Source organism: Hymenobacter nitidus, assembly GCF_020447315.1.
GTDB lineage: Bacteria > Bacteroidota > Bacteroidia > Cytophagales > Hymenobacteraceae > Hymenobacter > Hymenobacter nitidus.
Genome location: NZ_JAJADQ010000001.1, coordinates 1 through 15,761 on the forward strand (window position 1 = coordinate 1; position 15,761 = coordinate 15,761).

Sequence of the window (15,761 nt, forward strand, 5' to 3'; positions counted from 1 at the left end):
ACGTGCTGCTGCTCAAGAAAGTGGAGGAGCTTACCCTGCACCTCATCGACCTCAACAAGCAGGTCCAGCAACTCAAAGCGGAACAGACGACCCGCAAGTAAGCCAAGTCATTTTGCACGTTTAACAGCACTTGGTTTATGAAAAATCGACATCTTCTTACCCTGCTGGTTCCCCTTAGTCTGGGCCTGAGCCAGCCACTGCAGGCCCAGGCGCCCACGCCCTGCGGCACGATTGCGCCGAACGACATGACCAGCCGCGACTTTGCGACCTGGGACTGGGAAACACCCCGCGTGAATGCCGCGGGCAACTCGCTCGACTATTGCCGCACCTGGGCCATCCGGCGCCCAAACTTCGCTAACACTTCTGTCGATGCGCCCTGGGAATCGGGTTCCAACGGGGGCCCGCTGCTTCAGCTCAACTACAACCAGGACTATACCCGGGCCAAAGGCTGGGAGCTGCTGCGCGAAAACCTAGGTGCCCTGAACCCCGTGGCCACACCCTATTTCGTGCTGTATAACAAGTACACTGGCATGATCCGGGCGTTCTTCTACCTGGATACCAGCCAGGGCACATACATCAACGGCGCGGTGGTGACCATGAGCCACAGCAGCGTGAATGCCAACCGTAGCACCGGCGTAATGGCCCTGACCAATGAGTTGCTGCTCACTCCGGACAAGTACCAGCAGCGGACCGACCTGAGCACCGACGTAGTGTCGTACGTAGCCAAGCTAAGCGGCCAGAACCACTGGCTCATGGCCGAGTTTACGGCCGCCTACGACCCCAATGCGGGCAGCAGTCAGTTTGCTGGCAACGCCCTGGAGTTTGCCGTGCACGGCATCGTTACGTCGGATGTGAAGCTGAGCGGCAACCTGAGCTTCAAAACCGAGGCCCAGGAAGACTATGCTTTTGCCGGCAAGAAGGCCGAGGTAATTCAGGAAGATCCGGCCGCGGGCGTCAAGAAGTTTCTGACCAAAGGCAAGAAGCTGCTGGGTTCGGTCAAGCCCGACCAGGCCGAGAAGTTCGTGAACAAAGTACACGACAAGGCCAACAAGCTGCTCTACGCCCCCAGCTCCCAGCGGGCCGGCAACGCCGGCATGCTCAACATCTACAGCAAGGTTGCCCAGGCCACCAGCGCCGGGGGCAACCTGCAGAAGACCATTAAAAACGTGCTGAACGTGGCGGGCAGCGTCAGCTCGGCCTTCGGCATCATCGGCAGCGTGGTGGGCTTCCTCTGGCCGTCGGAAAATGCAGCCACTGAGCCCCAGGCTCCGCCCTTCACCCCGACTATTTCCAACGGCACCATCTCGCTGGAAGGCTCGATTACGACCCGCTACCCGCTGGTGACCATCACCGTGCAGGTGCCGGGCACCCAGCACCTGGGCACGGGCACCACCCAGCCCTACTACGACTGTAAGCTGGGTATTTTTAACATCAAGAACACGCCCGTCCTCAACAAGCTGGCGTGGAACTATTTGGCCGGCGAGCAGACGTATTATGATCCTTGCTACTATACGAACTGCATCGGTGAATGGGTCACGGCTCCTTACTACGACCAACTGGAGTCGTACCAGGTCAGCAACGACCTGATTGCGGCCTACAACAAAGCCGCGGGCTTAAACCTGACGTCGGTGGAAGCAGCGCTGGTGGCGGTAAACACGGGGGAGCCGTTCTACGAGGAAGGCACCTACTCGAGTACCTCCAACGACACGCGCACAGCGCGCGACTACATGCAGAATCAGATTCAGGCCGGCGTGCTGCAAGTGACCAACATCGACCCGGATAACAACACGCACATGCTCCAGACGCCCTTCGTAAGCCTGGCCTGCTTCAAGAACATGTCGATTACCGTGAAGCCCGGCGCAAAAGTATACGTACGGGTGAAGGCCATTCTGCACCGCTCCGACCGCGCCAACGACGCGCCTCCCGTGTACTATGTGCAGGACTACGACGTGACCGTCAACACCGCCAATGCAGTGGCCACCAACCCACGGTTTGGCGCGGGCAACGAGCCTCCCTTCACCAATCTGGCCGCCGCCCTCGACCCCACGAAGGTAGACGTGGAGCTGAACGATTACAGCGGCTCCTCCACCCGGTACACTACGCCCTTTACCACGCAGGCCACCAATTCCATTTTGGCGTCGAACTTTGACTATGCCTACGGCGTGACGACCACCCGAACGGTTGACCACCCGGGCAGCACTGGCGCGTCGAAGCTTCTGGCGGGCAATTTTATCGGTCTGGACGCAGGCTTTGAGGTAACGCCCGGCACCAACTTCGTGGCCCTGCCCACGCTGATGGAGCAGCTCACCTGCGGCCCGCTGCAGGTTGAATTCACGGCGGCGGGCTCCTGCCCCTTCAATACCGGGGCCTACCCCCGCGTGGCTCTGAGCACGGAGGAAACCAAGGCTGCACCCCTCAACGACTTCACGCTCTACCCCAACCCCTCGCACGGGCAGGTGCAGCTAGAGCTGAACGCAGCCCCCAACACTGAAGTCCACGTGCGGGTATACAATGTGTACGGCAGCTTGGTGCAGAATCTGAAGAAGCTGCCCCGCGGTCAGAAGCAGCTCAGCCTGAGCCTGGAAGGCCAGCCCGCCGGCATCTACGTGGTGCAGGTCACGATGGGGCAGAACACCATCAGCAAAAAGGTGGTGCTGCAATAACCAGAAGCCCTGATTTCCTCGGCCGCAATGCCCTTACATTTACCGACAACAGCCGGCTTCCTACGCGGAGGCCGGCTGTTGTGGCTATGGCGCAAATCGTTTAGTTCGAAGTCGGCAGGTTGATTAGCAGCCGGGCAAAGTAGAAGCCGCCGTTGTAGCCGAACTGGTTGGGGTTGTAAATGGTACGGCCCCGGTTGGTATTGTCGCGGGAGGAGTTGTAGCCCAGGGCGCCCACGGCAAAGTTCTGCTCACTGTTCAGGGCATTCACCCGGAACTTGTCGGGGTACACGTCGAAGATGTTGTTGGCACCCACCGTCAGCCCGATTTCCTTGCTGAGCTGCGCACTCAGGGTCAGGTCGGTTATCCACTTAGCCGCAAACGTCTGGTCGATGCTGGAAAACAGGAAGCCGTTGTTGGCGCCGGGGTTATCCAGGCGGGCATCCCGGTATTCTACCGAGCCAAAACGCAACGTACGGGCCTCCACGCTGAACTTACCCAGCGCATAGCCGGCCGTCAGGTTGATTTTACTGCGGGGCTGGGCATTCTCGATGCGGCCCCGCTGCTGGCGGTCAAACAGCGTGTTCTGCAGGCCGGTCTGGTCGGCGTCGATGGTGGAGGAGCTGTTCACTTTGCGCACTTCGGTCTTGTTGAAGTTGGCCGCTATCGTCAGAGTCAGGCGGCCGGGGCCTACTTCCATGCGGTTGTTGGCTACCACGTCGATGCCGCGGGTGCGGGTGTCGATGGCGTTGGCAAAAAACTGCACCTGACTCACGGGCAGCGTACCCAGAATGGCTGCTACCGTGGCATTGGCCCGGCTGAACTGTGACGACAGCACAATCCGGTCCGCAATGTCAATCTGGTAGGCGTCCACCGTCAGGCTGGCCGTGCGCAGAATGCGGGCCGTAATGCCCAGGCTGTAGTTCAGGGATTCTTCCTGCTTCAGGGCCGGAATGCCGAAACCCTGCTGCCCGGTGCCGCCCGCCGTGAAGGTGTTGCGCACGATGGGGTTGTCGTTGTTCACGGTCAGCACCTGGTTGGGGGCGCCCTGCACAAACTGGGTGCTGGTATTGGTGAAGTAGCGCTGCTGCAGGGAAGGCGCCCGAAAACCGTTGCTCAGGGCCCCGCGCACGGCCACGTCGGGCAGAATGCTGTAGCGGGCCGCCACCTTGCCGCTCACGTTGTTGCCAAAGTCGCTGTAGCGCTCGGCGCGGCCGGCCACGCTTACCAGCAACTTCTCGGTGATGTCACTTTCCAGGTCGATGTAGCCGGCGGTATTGGTGCGGGAGCGGTTTACGGCGTCGGAGGGCTGGTAGCCGGGAAACACCTGGGCCCCGGCCGCAGCCGGCGTGCCGGGCGCAATCAGGCGGCCGTAGTTGGCGTAGGAGCCCCGCTCTCCCGCCATAATCTGGTAGTTGTCGTCGCGGTATTCCAGCCCGAAGGCCACGTTCAGGGTGCTCAGCGCGGCTACGTCGGTAAAGCGGCGGGTGAAGTTCAGGTTACTCGTGTTCTGCCGAAACGCGATGGAGCCGGCGTAGAAGTTGGTCGGACTCAGCCCCACGGGCAAGGAGGCGTTGAGCGTGTTGCTGATGTCGAAGCGCAGCTCGTTGCGGCCAAACGTGTTGCTCAGATCCACGTCGAAGCCGGCCACCTGGGTGCGCAGCCCGGCAATAATCGACTGGTCATCAATAAGGGTATTGATGAAGGGCAGAAAGCCGTTGGGGTAGATGGTGGCGTCCATTTGCGTGAGCTGGTTGGGCAGCCGGTAGAAGCCGGCGGCCTTGCCGGTGCGGTGCGTCACGCCGGCCGTCACGTAGGCCTGCAGCCCGATGGATTTCACCAGGGTGTAGCCCAAGTTGAGGAAGCCGCCGTAGTTGCGGGCTTCCGACTGGCCCAGGCGCAGGTTTTTGCGGTCGTAGCCGTTTTGCCGGACCAGCGCGTCGTCCTGAGCTTTCAACTCGCGGCGCTTCTGCTCGGTGTCGGCGCTGCCAGGGTAGTTGCCGCCGTTGCCACCGAGGTAAATCAGCGGGGCCGTGTCGGTACCGGTGCGGTTGGTGTAGCTGCGGTTGCTGAACTGCCCGCTCAAATCGAGGTAGCCGCGCCCGTTCAGGCCGATGCCCACGTTGGCATCGGCCTGGTAGAGGCGGCCGTCGCCCTCGTAGGTCTGGCCCACGGTGCTGCTGGCCTGCACGCCGGTGGTGTCATCCTTCAACTGAATGTTGATGACGCCCGCAATAGCATCGGAGCCGTACTGGGCCGCCGCTCCGTCGCGCAGCACCTCGATGCGCTTGATGGACGCATTGGGAATCGTATTCAAGTCAGTGCCCACCGAGCCGCGGCCCACCGTGCCGTTGATGTTGACCAGGGCCGAAGAATGCCGCCGCTTGCCGTTCACGAGCACCAGCACCTGGTCGGGACCGAGGCCGCGCAGGGAGGCCGGGTCCACGTGGTCGGTGCCGTCGGAGATAGACTGGCGCGACGACTGAAATGACGGGGCCACGTAGGTCAGAATCTGCGACACGTCGACTTGGGCAAACAGCTTTATTTCGCGGGCCGAAATAACGTCGACGGGCGCCGTGGTCAGGATATTGGACCGGCCCTCGGTGGCCCGGGAGCCCGTCACGACCACCTCGCTGAGGTCGGTGGTGGCGTCCTGCAGACGCACGTCAACAGCGGTGCGTCCCCCCACGGCTACCTGCTGGGCGGCGGAGCCGATGGCGGAAAAAACCAGAACGGCATTGGCGGGCACGCCAATCGAGTAGCGGCCCTCACTATCGGTGGAAGTGCCATTGGCGGTGCCTTTTTCCAGCACCGTGACGCCGGGCTGGGCCGCGCCGGTAGCACTGGTTACACGCCCCGTTACGGTGGTGGTTTGGGCAGAGCTGCGGGTGGTCAGCAGGAGCAGCGTGAGCAGCAGCGTGCAGGTAAGGAGTAGGCGTTTTTTCATACAAACCCAAAATGTAAATGGTGGAAAGTCGGCTAATGCAGCAGCTGCGGGAAGCCGTACGCCCGGTTACAATGGTATTTTGTTGGTAATCAGCCCGGTTTCCTTAAATATAGCAGTATACCTATAACAAAAAAGCAAACCGCTTGGGGTTTGCTTTTATACTTTTCCGTTCAACTGCCTTCTCAGCAGCGTTCAGCTACTGAGTGGGTTGCGCCACCACTGCGAGTTCAGCGCCCCTTCTGCCACCGTCACGCGCTGGCCGGGCCGGGGCAGCACCAGCGGCACTTGTAGCGCCGCCGCGGCTTGCAGCAGCCGCTCCACCGGCTCGGTCCAGCCGTGGAAAGCCAGATTGAACGTGCCCCAGTGCAACGGCAGCAGCAGCTGGCCGCCCAGCGCCTGGTGAGCCGCCAGGGCGTGGTCGGGACCCATATGAATGTCGGCCCACAGCTCGTCGTAAGCCCCGATTTCGAGCATGGTCAGGTCGAATGGCCCGTAGGCCGCTCCGATTTCTCGAAAGGCGCTTTCGTAGGGCCCAGAGTCGCCGCCGAAAAAGGCGCGGTGCGTGGGCCCGAGCAGGCACCAGGAGGCCCAGAGCGTGTTGTCGCGGGTGAGCGTGCGGCCCGAAAAATGCCGGGCCGGCGTGGCCACCAACGTATGCGTACCGTCCAGCCGCACTTCCTGCCACCAATCCAGCTCGGTTATCTGAGAGGCCGGCACGCCCCAGCGGCGCAGGTGGCCGCCCACGCCCAAGGGGCAGAAAAACGGCACGCCCGTGCGGCTCAGCGCCCGAATAGCGTCTTTGTCGAGGTGGTCGTAATGGTCGTGGGAAAGAATGACGGCGTCGAGCGGGGGCAGTTCGGCCAGCTGTAGCGGCGCGGGAAAGAAGCGCTTCGGTCCTACCACCGCCAACGGCGAAGCCCGCAGCCGCCACACCGGGTCGGTCAGAAACCGTTTGCCGTCCAGCTCAATCAGCGTGGACGAGTGCCCGAACCACGTGACGCGCAGCGTGGCGGCCGGTACCGGCTCGGCCAGAGCGGCTACGTCGGCCCGGAATGGGCCCAGCGGCGCTTTCGGCTCCCGCTCCTCCGTGCCCCGCAACCAGCGGCTCAGCATCCGACCATAGTCCATCGACATGCCGGTGACAACGGTATTCAGGTATTTTTTGCCCGTAAACTGCGAAGGTGTTTTCATGGGAAAGCCGGGAGGTAAGAGCCAGCTGTTCTACCAGACGCACAGCGGCCGACTTTACTTTACGACTCCTGGTGGGCACCCCGCTTTTACTTCAGCAGACCCTGCGCGACCGGCAACGCCCGCTGGGCCCACTGCTGCATCTGCTTGCCCGAGTAGTGCAGGCCATCCGGGGCAAACTGGCTGACGTCCCCGGTCGCAGCCCGGGTCAGGTCGGTGATATCGACGAAGGCTACCCCGGCCCGCTGGCACTCCTCCCGCGCCGCGCCGTTGAACTGGTCTATTTCGCGGGCAATGCGGGCCTGGTCGGAGCTCTGCGCATAGGGCGAGCGGCCCCAGTCCGGGATGCTCAGCACGAATACGCGCCCCGGGCGGTTGCCGGCAAAGGTGGTGGCCGTTTGCAGCAGCTGCCGAAACTCGGTGCGGTAGGTAGCCAGCGGCAGGTTGCGAAACTGGTTGTTCACGCCGATCTGCAACGAAACCAGCTCGTAGGTGCGCGTATTGTTGGCCTCCCGAATAGCCTGCTGCAGCTCCCCGGAGGTCCAGCCAGTACGGGCAATGATGTCGGGAGAAGCAAAGCCGGCCGTGCGGGCCAACTGCACGCTCCAGCGGTCGGCCTGCGGCACGCCCTGCCCGATGGTGTAGGAGTCGCCCAAGGACAGAAAAGAAGCGCCCGAACCAGTCGGCGCAGTTGGCCCGGAGCCGGGACCCGCCGCCGGAAGCGGCGACTTCTCGGTGCAGCCGAAGCTGAAAAGAAAAGCAAGAATGATCAGCAGGCGCATACGCTCGGGGAAATCGGAAACAGACTCTGCCACATACGCCGTCCTTCACCCGTCAGATTTAGCCCAGCGGCCCGAAAACCAAAAGCCGCCCGCTCCCTGCGGAACGAACGGCTTGGTAAGGAGACTACTAGCGGGCGGGTTACCAGGGCATTTTCAGCGCGTCGTCTAGCTTGGTGAAGGCGCCGAAGCGGACTTTGCCCCGGCTGTAGCGCAGCGTGCCTTGCGGCACGGCCTGGGCGGCGGCTACCACCTGCCGGAAAGCCGTTTTGTTCGGAGCCGATTCCAGGCCGAAAAACTCGGCCGGGAATGCCGTGGAACCGCTGTTCATGGGCCCGGCCAGCAGGAAGAGGCCGGTCAGCTTCCAGCCATCAGCCACGCGCACGGCCCGGATTTTCATCTGTTCCTGCAGCGTCTGGGCCGAGGCCTGAGACTGGGTCGTTACCAGACCTCGCTCTGCATCCAGCGTATCCAGCACAAAGCCATTACGCTTCAGACACTGACCGAGCCCGGCCAGCACTGAGTCGGGCTGAGCGGTGGTTTGGACCAGCACGGTGTTGGCCCGACTAAATGGAACTGATTCCTCTTTCGGCTGCTGGGCCGCCGCCGAAAGGCTGGTGCCCAGCGCAACGCTCAGTGCTCCTGCAAACCAGCTGTTCCGCATTAGCCGATGGCCTGCTTCAGGTCCTCAATCAGGTCTTCCACATCCTCGATGCCCACGCTGAGGCGAATCAGGGAGTCGGACAGGCCGGCGGCTTTGCGGGCTTCGGCCGGAATGCTGGCGTGCGTCATGGTAGCGGGGTGACCCGAGAGGCTTTCCACGCCGCCCAGGCTTTCGGCCAGCGAGAACAGCTGAAATTTCTCCAGCACGGCAATGGCGTCTTCTTTCCGGTCGCCTTCGAGCACGAAGGAAATCATGCCGCCGAAGTCGTTCATCTGCCGGGCCGCCACCTCATGGTTGGGATGATCAGCAAAGCCGGGCCAGTACACCTTGCCCACTTTGGGGTGCGCCTTCAGATACTCGGCGATTTTGCGGCCGTTTTCGCAGTGGCGCTGCATACGGATGTGCAGCGTTTTGAGGCCGCGCAGCACCAGGAAGCAGTCCTGGGGGCCGGGCGTACCACCGCAGGCGTTCTGGTAGAAGCTCAGGCGCTCGTGCAGCTGGTCGTCGTTGTACACCAGGGCACCCATCACGGTATCGGAGTGGCCGGCCATGTACTTAGTGAGCGAATACACCACGATGTCGGCCCCCAGCGCCAGCGGAGTCTGCAGGTAAGGCGTCGAGAAGGTATTATCGACCACCAGCAACGCACCGGCTTCCTTAGCCACGGCGGCGGCGGCGGCAATGTCGATGACGTTGAGCAGCGGGTTGGTGGGCGTTTCCACCCAGATCATCTTGGTGCGCTCGTTCACCTTGGCCCGCACGGCTTCCATATCGTGCATGGGCACAAAGTGGAATTTGATGCCCAGCGGCTCGTATACTTTAGTGAAGATGCGGTAGGAGCCGCCGTAGAGGTCGTTGGTCGAAATAACCTCGTCGCCGGGCTGCAACAGCTTCACCACGCAGTCGGTGGCGGCCATGCCCGAGGCGAAAGCCAGGCCGTGCTGGCCGTTGTCGAGAGCCGCCAGCGCGTCCTGCAGCTGGGTGCGGGTCGGGTTGTGGGTGCGCGAGTATTCGAAGCCTTTGTGGTCGCCGGGGGAGCGCTGCACATAGGTAGAGGTCTGGTAGATGGGCGTCATGATGGCCCCGGTGGTGGGGTCAGGGTGCACGCCGGCGTGGATGGCTTTGGTACCGAATTTCATGGGTGAGGTGTTACGGAATCAAAAAGGAAGACGCGTTGCTCGGAGCTGGGCGCCAAAGGTAAGAAGGTCGGCGCGAGAAAAGTTTCTTTAAATCTGGGGCGGCCTGCATACGTGCCCGCCGCAAACCGGTACCTTGGTGGCAAAGTTTTATTCACACCTAACCCGTTATGCGCTTGAAACAACTTCTACTCCTATGGGTGCTACTCAGTACACTCGGGGCCGCGCAGGCTGCCCCCACTCCCACCGCCGACTCGGCCGCTTACTTCCAGGCCCGGCGCGACTCGCTGCAGGGCGCGCTACGCTACCAGACCGGCACCATCAAGCTGCCCGACGACGTGGGCGAAATCACCGTACCCAAGGGCTTCCGCTACCTCGACGCCACCCAGAGCCAGCAGGTCCTGACGCAGTTCTGGGGCAACCCCGACGGCAAGTCTCTGGGCATGATTTTTCCGGCCGACAAAGGCCCGTTGGATGAAAAGGGCTGGGCGTTCATCGTCGAATATGAGCAGGTAGGCTATGTAAAGGATGACGACGCCGACAAAATCAACTATGACGAGCTGCTCACCGAAATGAAGGCCGATGTAGAGGAAGGCAACCAGGAGCGCATCGACGCCGGTTACGACCCTATCACCCTCATTGGCTGGGCCGCCAAGCCCTACTACGACAAGGAGAAAAAAGCCCTGCACTGGGCGAAGGTGGCCCAGTTTGGCACTGCTACCGAGCACGTAATGAACTACAACCTGCGCCTGCTGGGCCGCAAAGGCGTGCTCGTGCTCAATGCCGTAGGTTCGCCCGGCCAGCTGGCTGAGGTGCGCCAGAGCATTCCCGGCCTGATTGCGGGCGTGAGCTTTTCCAAGGGCCTGCAGTACGCCGACTTCAACCCCAGCATGGACGAGGTGGCGGCCTACACCATCGGGGGCCTGGTGGCGGGTAAGGTGCTGGCCAAAGCCGGGCTCATCGGCCTGGGGCTGAAGTTTGGCAAGGTCATTCTGCTTACGTTGCTCAAGTTCTGGAAGGTGGCCCTGGCTCTGCTGGCCGGCGCCTGGACGTTTATCCGGCGCTTTTTTGGCAAGACCACCCCAGAGGAAGCAGCCGAAACCGCCGAGCCCCAACTGGCCCTCGAAGCCGAAGCGCCCGGCAAGACCGACGAGGAAGTGTAGCCTTCTGCCGAGTTCTTTCGTTTTACCTTCGGGCCGGCTGCTCTTAGCCGGCCCGATTGTTTTTTAGCGTTGCCTATGGCTTTTCTCAAGGAGCTTTTTCAAAAGAATGCTTCCACCCTGCTGTCCATGCTGTTTCTGTCGGGCATGCCGCTGGTAGGCGTTTCGTTGGTGTCCTTGTTGCTCTACAAAAACCAAGGTTTGCTGGAGCAGCTGACGTTGCTGGAAGGTCTGCTCTACTTCGGGCTCATGGCCTTGCTGATGGCGTTTGCACTGATGCCGACCACGGTTGGGGTGCTCATTACGGGCTTCTATTTCGGCTGGATTGGCTTTCCGGGCATGCTGCTGGCCTACGCGCTGGCTGCGCTGGCGGGCTACCAGCTAGCGTCGTCCCTGGACCACGGCAAGATGACGGCCTTTCTGCACCGCTTTCCGAAAGCCGAAGCCGTGATGCGCGAGCTGAAGGCCGACAGCTTGCAGCTGATTGTGCTAACCCGAATTTCGCCCGTCACTCCATTTGCGCTGATGACCTTTATCCTAGCCGTGGTAGGCGTCGACCGGCGGCGGTTTCTGCTGGGCAGTGTAGTGGGCATGCTGCCGCGCAGCCTGTTCTTCTACTGGCTCGGCACCAAGGCCCAGGACGTTTTCACGCTCGTCAACCACCCCGATACCGGGACGGCCGGCAAGCTGCTGCTCGTGGGCCTGATTGCCATTTCCCTGTTTGGCCTCTACTACATCTTCAACCGGGCCCTGAAGCGGGCTTTGGGCCGTAGCACCGCGCAGCAGTAGAAAATATTAAAACTGACTTTCAACGATTTGTGCTTTCTTAGGGTCTTTTTTCGGAAGAATTTTTACCCCGCGTTTGCTTGACCCAGATTTTTGCTCTTATCTTTGCAGCACCAAAACGGTAGATGGTTGTATAGCTCAATTGGATAGAGCATCTGACTACGAATCAGAAGGTTTAAGGTTCGACTCCTTATACGACCACCAAAAAGGCCTCTAGCAGCACGCTAGAGGCCTTTTTTATTTTCCAGTGGCAGTTGCAGAGGCCACTGGTAGCGGTAGCGGCTCTGGTTCAGGCGGGCACGAGGCCGAGGCTAATACTGGAGGCGTCGACCTGGAAAATATAGGCTACACTTCCCCGCATCAACTGTCGCTAAGTGAATCACTTCATCAATGCGGCTTGGGCGTCGTCTCTACTGCTTCTCTATAGCTGTATCCAGGAACAGCGTACACCGGGAAAAGTACAGCATGCTTTCTATCCGTACACTCTTGGGGCTATTACCATGCGTGTTCCTGCCTCCTGGAAACCTGCTGACTATACCCCCGACTCAGCAGATTCCACCCGTACGAGCCAGACATACGTCTTCGTGAATGCGGCGCAACCGGACAGTGCCTTTCGTGACGCAGTTGTGGTTAGTGTGAAGAAACGCAATGACAAGATGTCTGGCAATTACATACGGACTCACTTTGTCGAAGGAATGCAGCAGGGCTCCAACCGCGTTTCAATGCTTACCTACCAGGACACTGTGCTGGCTGACCGGGAACTGGTGCTTATCGACTTTGATAACGACATGCAAAGGCCAGATTTAACCTTAACCGGGACTTATGCCTGCTATCTAAAAGGGAAATATACAGTCTCCATAGTAGCATCGGCACGTAAGCAATCCACAGAAGCAGACAGCAAGAGCCGGGCTCTATTTCGAAAGATTATTTATTCGGTTAAGGGGCTCTAACGACACTGAGCAATCTTTACAGCGGCCAGACCTAGACGAGTATTTCGGTTAGCCTGCTATTGCCCTGGCTTTATTCAGCTCTACCCTTTTCTGCGCAGCCGCACCGACGAATCCCGGATGATGAGCTTGGGCTCCAGCACCACCGGCTTGAGCGGAGCGGCGGTAGCGGGCCGGTTCAGGAGCTTGAGCAGGAGGCGCACGGCGGTACGGCCCATCTGCTCGGTGCGCTGATCCACGGAAGTCAGGGTGGGCTCGGTCAGCTCGGTGAAGGCCTCGTTGCTGAAGCCCACCAGGGCCACATCCTCGGGCACGCGCAGGCCCTGCTCCTTCACCACCTGCATGGCCCCCACGATGGCCAGGTCGTTGGAGGCAAACACGGCATCGGGGCGCTGGGGTAGCCGCAACAGCTTGCGCATGGCCTGGCTGCCACTTTTCAGGTTAATATCGGTGTGGTGCGACACGTACTCGGGGCGCAGGGGCAAGCCGTGGGCCTGGAGCGCATCGAGGTAGCCCTGGTAGCGGTTCTTGTTGATGTTCACATGCAGCGGGCCGCTGAAAATGGCAATGCGGGTGCAGCCCTGCTCAATCAGGTGGGACACGGCCTGGTAGGCGCCCAGGTAGTCGTTGAGCACCACGGCACTCACGTTGGGCCCCTGGAAGCCTTCGATAATCCGGTCGAAAAACACGAGCGGCAGGCGCTGGTCCTTCACCGAGTCGAAGTGGGTGAAGTCCTGGGTCGTGTTGGCCAACGACACCAGCACGCCTTCCACCTGGGCGTTCATAAACAGGTCGATATTCTTCTTTTCTTGCTGCACGTCCTCGTCCGACTGGCAGATCAGCACGTTGTAGCCGGCTTTGCTGGCCTCGGTGGCAATGCCGTGCACCACGTGCGGGAAGAAGTTGCCGGTAATGTGGGGTACCAGCACGCCCAGGGTTTTGCTGTGGCCCCGGCGCAGGGCGGCGGCCAGTTGGTTGGGCCGGTAGTTGAGCTCCTGGGCCAGCTGCCGCACCCGCTCCTTGGTGGCCTCACTCACGTCGTTGTGGTCGGCCAAGGCCCGCGAAACGGTGGAGGCCGACAGGCCCAGGGCTTTTGCTAAGTCAGTGATGGAGGCCCGACGATGTGCCATGCGCGGAAAAGTTGATTCGACATATGCCGGGGCTCAAGATAGAGCCAATTTCACAGCTAAAGCCACGCGTGTATGAAATCTGCCTTATCTTTAGCCCAGTTCCCGGGCGGTGTCGCCCCGGAATTCCGGGGTTGTTTTTCGGGCTTACCGGGAAAATTCTCCGCTAGTTGCCTTATTTATAGCACCAACGGATGCGGTGGTATTCTGGGGAAGCAGCCCGGCTTCTTGCCCGGATAGTCTACGGCGCGGTGGTGGCTTTTTTTGTCGCGCTTTCCCTCTCCAATTCTCGTTTCGCACCCTAATTCCTCTCCCTCAATGGCAGAATCAACGCTTACCGGCTTGCGCGCCGGCGTGCTCCACAGCGACGAAGTTCAATCCCTGTTTAAAGTGGCCAAGGCTCAGTCCTTCGCTTTGCCGGCCGTCAACGTGACGGGCACCAACACGGTGAATGCCGTGCTGGAAACGGCCAAGGCCGTTAACTCGCCCGTCATTATCCAGTTTTCGAATGGCGGGGCTCAGTTCTTCGCCGGCAAGTCGTTGCCCAACGACAAGCAGCAGGCCAGCATTGCCGGTGCTATTTCGGGTGCTCAGCACGTGCACCTGATGGCCGAGCTCTACGATGTGCCCGTGATTCTGCACACCGACCACGCCGCCAAAAAGCTACTGCCCTGGATTGACGGCCTGCTGACGGCCGGCGAAAAGCACTTCGCCCAGTACGGCCAGCCGCTCTACAGCTCCCACATGCTGGACTTGTCGGAGGAGCCGATTGAGGAAAACATTGAAATCTGCAAGCGCTACCTGGAGCGCATGAGCAAAATCGGCATGACGCTGGAAATCGAGCTGGGCGTAACCGGCGGCGAGGAAGACGGCGTGGACAACTCCGACGTGGACTCCTCGAAGCTCTACACCCAGCCCGAGGAAGTGGCCTATGCCTACGAGCAGCTAAGCGAGGTGAGCAACCGCTTCACCATTGCCGCCGCTTTCGGCAACGTGCACGGCGTGTACAAGCCCGGCAACGTGAAGCTGCAGCCCAAGATTCTGCACAATTCCCAGGAGTTTCTGCGTCAGAAGCACAACATCACCGAGGCCCTGCCCATCGACTTCGTGTTCCACGGCGGCTCGGGCTCGTCGCAGGAGGAAATCCGCGAGGCCATCAGCTACGGCGCCATCAAGATGAACCTCGACACCGACCTGCAGTGGGCGTTGTGGCAGGGCATCAAGGATAACTACGTGAAAAACGAAGGCTTCCTGCAGGGCCAAATCGGCAACCCGACCGGCGCCGATTCGCCCAACAAGAAGTACTACGACCCGCGCGTGTGGCTGCGTAAGGGTGAAGAAACCTTCGTGGCCCGCCTCAAGCAGGCCTTCGACGATTTGAACTGCATCAACCGCCGCCCCTAACCGGCCCGCGTTTGTTGCCTCCTTCCTGAAAAAGCCCCTACAAAAACGATGTGGGGGCTTTTTTTGTACTGTATGGGCTTCCCTAGCTATGGCTTTCCGTAAAACTATTGTAGTTTGCCAGCTTATGGTTGTGGTTGGCAAGCCCCAGATTGATAGATTTGCAAGGTTGCGGAGTGCGCAGCCAGCTCTTGCCAGCCTGGCCCCGGCGGCCTGGGTTTCTGGCCCTGTCAACTCCAAAGCAGCTTTTATCTCTACTTGCTGAGCAACAGCAACTGCCGGAATTCTTCCGGCCAAACGTATCCGCGCCCATGACGAACCGTAAGCAGCACATTGCCCAGGTAGCATTGCAGCTATTCGGCGAGAAAGGCTTTGAGCACACGCCCACGCAACTGATTGCGAAGGAAGCGGGTGTTTCGGAAGCCCTGATTTTCAAGTATTTCGGCTCCAAGGAGCAGCTTCTGGAGTTCATTATCAAGAACGGCTACAAGCGCATCATCGAGCACAACCGCGGCTGGCTGGAAGAGCGCGACTCCCTGGGCCTGATTCACAGCGTGATTGAGCTGCCTTATAAGCTGGTGAAGGAAGAGCCCCACTTCTGGAAGCTGCAGTCGCGCCTGACCAACAGCGAGGTGGCCCAGAAGCAGCACGAGCGGTTTTTGCAGCCTGTGCCGGCCCTGCTGCACCGCGCCTTCGTGAAGCTGGGCTACGCCGAGCCCGACAAGGAAGTAAGCCTGCTGCTGCTGCTCATCGACGCACTGTGGAAGATTCAGGCCCAAAAAACCGACGAGCAGATTCAGGAGACGCTGGACTTCATCAAGTCCAAGTACAAAGCGCAGAGCTAGAAGCCGCGGGTGGAGCCAACTCCTGGTTGGGCTGCCAGCCCAACCAGGAATACGACGAGGCCGGACATCTGCATGTCCGGCCTCGTTTGCTTTGGGCAAGTTGGAAGGTGAATTCACGCAA

At 60.5% G+C, this 15,761-nt stretch carries 12 protein-coding genes and 1 tRNA gene; 7 read left to right on the forward strand and 6 right to left on the reverse strand.

The features are described 5' to 3' along the window. Positions 1–137: 137 nt before the first annotated feature. On the forward strand, positions 138–2,663 hold the full coding sequence (locus tag LGH70_RS00005) for a T9SS type A sorting domain-containing protein (RefSeq protein ID WP_226181499.1): 2,526 nt from the start codon (positions 138–140) through the stop codon (positions 2,661–2,663). A 100-nt stretch (positions 2,664–2,763) separates the two neighbouring features. Here the strand turns inward: LGH70_RS00005 and LGH70_RS00010 are convergent, their stop codons facing one another. The 5 genes from LGH70_RS00010 to LGH70_RS00030 all read right to left on the reverse strand — a co-directional run bounded on the left by LGH70_RS00010 (position 2,764) and on the right by LGH70_RS00030 (position 9,377). After that, positions 2,764–5,607, reverse strand: coding sequence for a TonB-dependent receptor (locus LGH70_RS00010; protein ID WP_226181501.1), 2,844 nt, complete (start codon positions 5,605–5,607; stop codon positions 2,764–2,766). Positions 5,608–5,799: 192 nt separating this feature from the next. Then, a complete protein-coding gene (locus LGH70_RS00015; RefSeq protein ID WP_226181503.1) occupies positions 5,800–6,798 on the reverse strand; it encodes an MBL fold metallo-hydrolase in 999 nt (332 codons plus the stop codon). An 86-nt stretch (positions 6,799–6,884) separates the two neighbouring features. Continuing rightward, positions 6,885–7,577: an SGNH/GDSL hydrolase family protein gene (locus LGH70_RS00020; protein ID WP_226181505.1), complete on the reverse strand. Its 693-nt coding sequence runs from the start codon at positions 7,575–7,577 to the stop codon at positions 6,885–6,887. Between the two features lie 139 nt (positions 7,578–7,716). Then, positions 7,717–8,238 (reverse strand): hypothetical protein, encoded by a 522-nt coding sequence (locus LGH70_RS00025; RefSeq protein ID WP_226181507.1) that lies wholly within the window; start codon positions 8,236–8,238, stop codon positions 7,717–7,719. Next, a complete protein-coding gene (locus tag LGH70_RS00030) occupies positions 8,238–9,377 on the reverse strand; it encodes a cystathionine gamma-synthase (protein WP_226181509.1) in 1,140 nt (379 codons plus the stop codon). Before LGH70_RS00030 ends, LGH70_RS00025 begins: the two co-directional genes overlap by 1 nt. Before the next feature lie 173 nt (positions 9,378–9,550). Between LGH70_RS00030 and LGH70_RS00035 the strand changes: the two genes are divergently transcribed. From LGH70_RS00035 to LGH70_RS00050, 4 genes are all read left to right on the forward strand, one after another. Continuing rightward, the gene (locus LGH70_RS00035) at positions 9,551–10,537 is read left to right on the forward strand and encodes a DUF2167 domain-containing protein (protein ID WP_226181511.1); all 987 of its coding nucleotides are present in this window, start codon (positions 9,551–9,553) and stop codon (positions 10,535–10,537) included. 75 nt (positions 10,538–10,612) lie between these two features. Next, positions 10,613–11,323: a TVP38/TMEM64 family protein gene (locus LGH70_RS00040; protein WP_226181513.1), complete on the forward strand. Its 711-nt coding sequence runs from the start codon at positions 10,613–10,615 to the stop codon at positions 11,321–11,323. Positions 11,324–11,447: 124 nt separating this feature from the next. Continuing rightward, positions 11,448–11,524: transfer RNA gene (locus tag LGH70_RS00045), tRNA-Arg, on the forward strand. 170 nt (positions 11,525–11,694) lie between these two features. Then, entirely contained in the window at positions 11,695–12,270 is a 576-nt protein-coding gene (locus tag LGH70_RS00050) for a hypothetical protein (RefSeq protein ID WP_226181515.1), read from the forward strand. Positions 12,271–12,350: 80 nt separating this feature from the next. On the opposite strand, the gene LGH70_RS00055 is transcribed toward LGH70_RS00050, so the two are convergent. After that, positions 12,351–13,397 (reverse strand): LacI family DNA-binding transcriptional regulator, encoded by a 1,047-nt coding sequence (locus tag LGH70_RS00055; RefSeq protein WP_226181517.1) that lies wholly within the window; start codon positions 13,395–13,397, stop codon positions 12,351–12,353. A 315-nt stretch (positions 13,398–13,712) separates the two neighbouring features. Here LGH70_RS00055 and fbaA point away from each other — a divergent pair, with 315 nt between their 5' ends. Both fbaA and LGH70_RS00065 read left to right on the forward strand, forming a co-directional pair. After that, a complete protein-coding gene (gene fbaA / locus LGH70_RS00060) occupies positions 13,713–14,798 on the forward strand; it encodes a class II fructose-bisphosphate aldolase (protein WP_226181519.1) in 1,086 nt (361 codons plus the stop codon). Positions 14,799–15,106: 308 nt separating this feature from the next. Then, positions 15,107–15,640: a TetR/AcrR family transcriptional regulator gene (locus LGH70_RS00065; protein ID WP_226181520.1), complete on the forward strand. Its 534-nt coding sequence runs from the start codon at positions 15,107–15,109 to the stop codon at positions 15,638–15,640. The last annotated feature ends 121 nt before the right edge of the window (positions 15,641–15,761 follow it).

Coding starts and splice junctions, on each gene's coding strand:
- LGH70_RS00040 (WP_226181513.1), top strand. CDS start 10,613: ATGGCTTTTCTCAAGGAGCTTTTTCAAAAGAATGCTTCCACCCTGCTG.
- LGH70_RS00010 (WP_226181501.1), bottom strand. CDS start 5,607: ATGAAAAAACGCCTACTCCTTACCTGCACGCTGCTGCTCACGCTGCTC.
- LGH70_RS00030 (WP_226181509.1), bottom strand. CDS start 9,377: ATGAAATTCGGTACCAAAGCCATCCACGCCGGCGTGCACCCTGACCCC.
- LGH70_RS00015 (WP_226181503.1), bottom strand. CDS start 6,798: ATGAAAACACCTTCGCAGTTTACGGGCAAAAAATACCTGAATACCGTT.
- LGH70_RS00005 (WP_226181499.1), top strand. CDS start 138: ATGAAAAATCGACATCTTCTTACCCTGCTGGTTCCCCTTAGTCTGGGC.
- LGH70_RS00055 (WP_226181517.1), bottom strand. CDS start 13,397: ATGGCACATCGTCGGGCCTCCATCACTGACTTAGCAAAAGCCCTGGGC.
- LGH70_RS00065 (WP_226181520.1), top strand. CDS start 15,107: ATGACGAACCGTAAGCAGCACATTGCCCAGGTAGCATTGCAGCTATTC.
- LGH70_RS00020 (WP_226181505.1), bottom strand. CDS start 7,577: ATGCGCCTGCTGATCATTCTTGCTTTTCTTTTCAGCTTCGGCTGCACC.
- fbaA (WP_226181519.1), top strand. CDS start 13,713: ATGGCAGAATCAACGCTTACCGGCTTGCGCGCCGGCGTGCTCCACAGC.
- LGH70_RS00025 (WP_226181507.1), bottom strand. CDS start 8,238: ATGCGGAACAGCTGGTTTGCAGGAGCACTGAGCGTTGCGCTGGGCACC.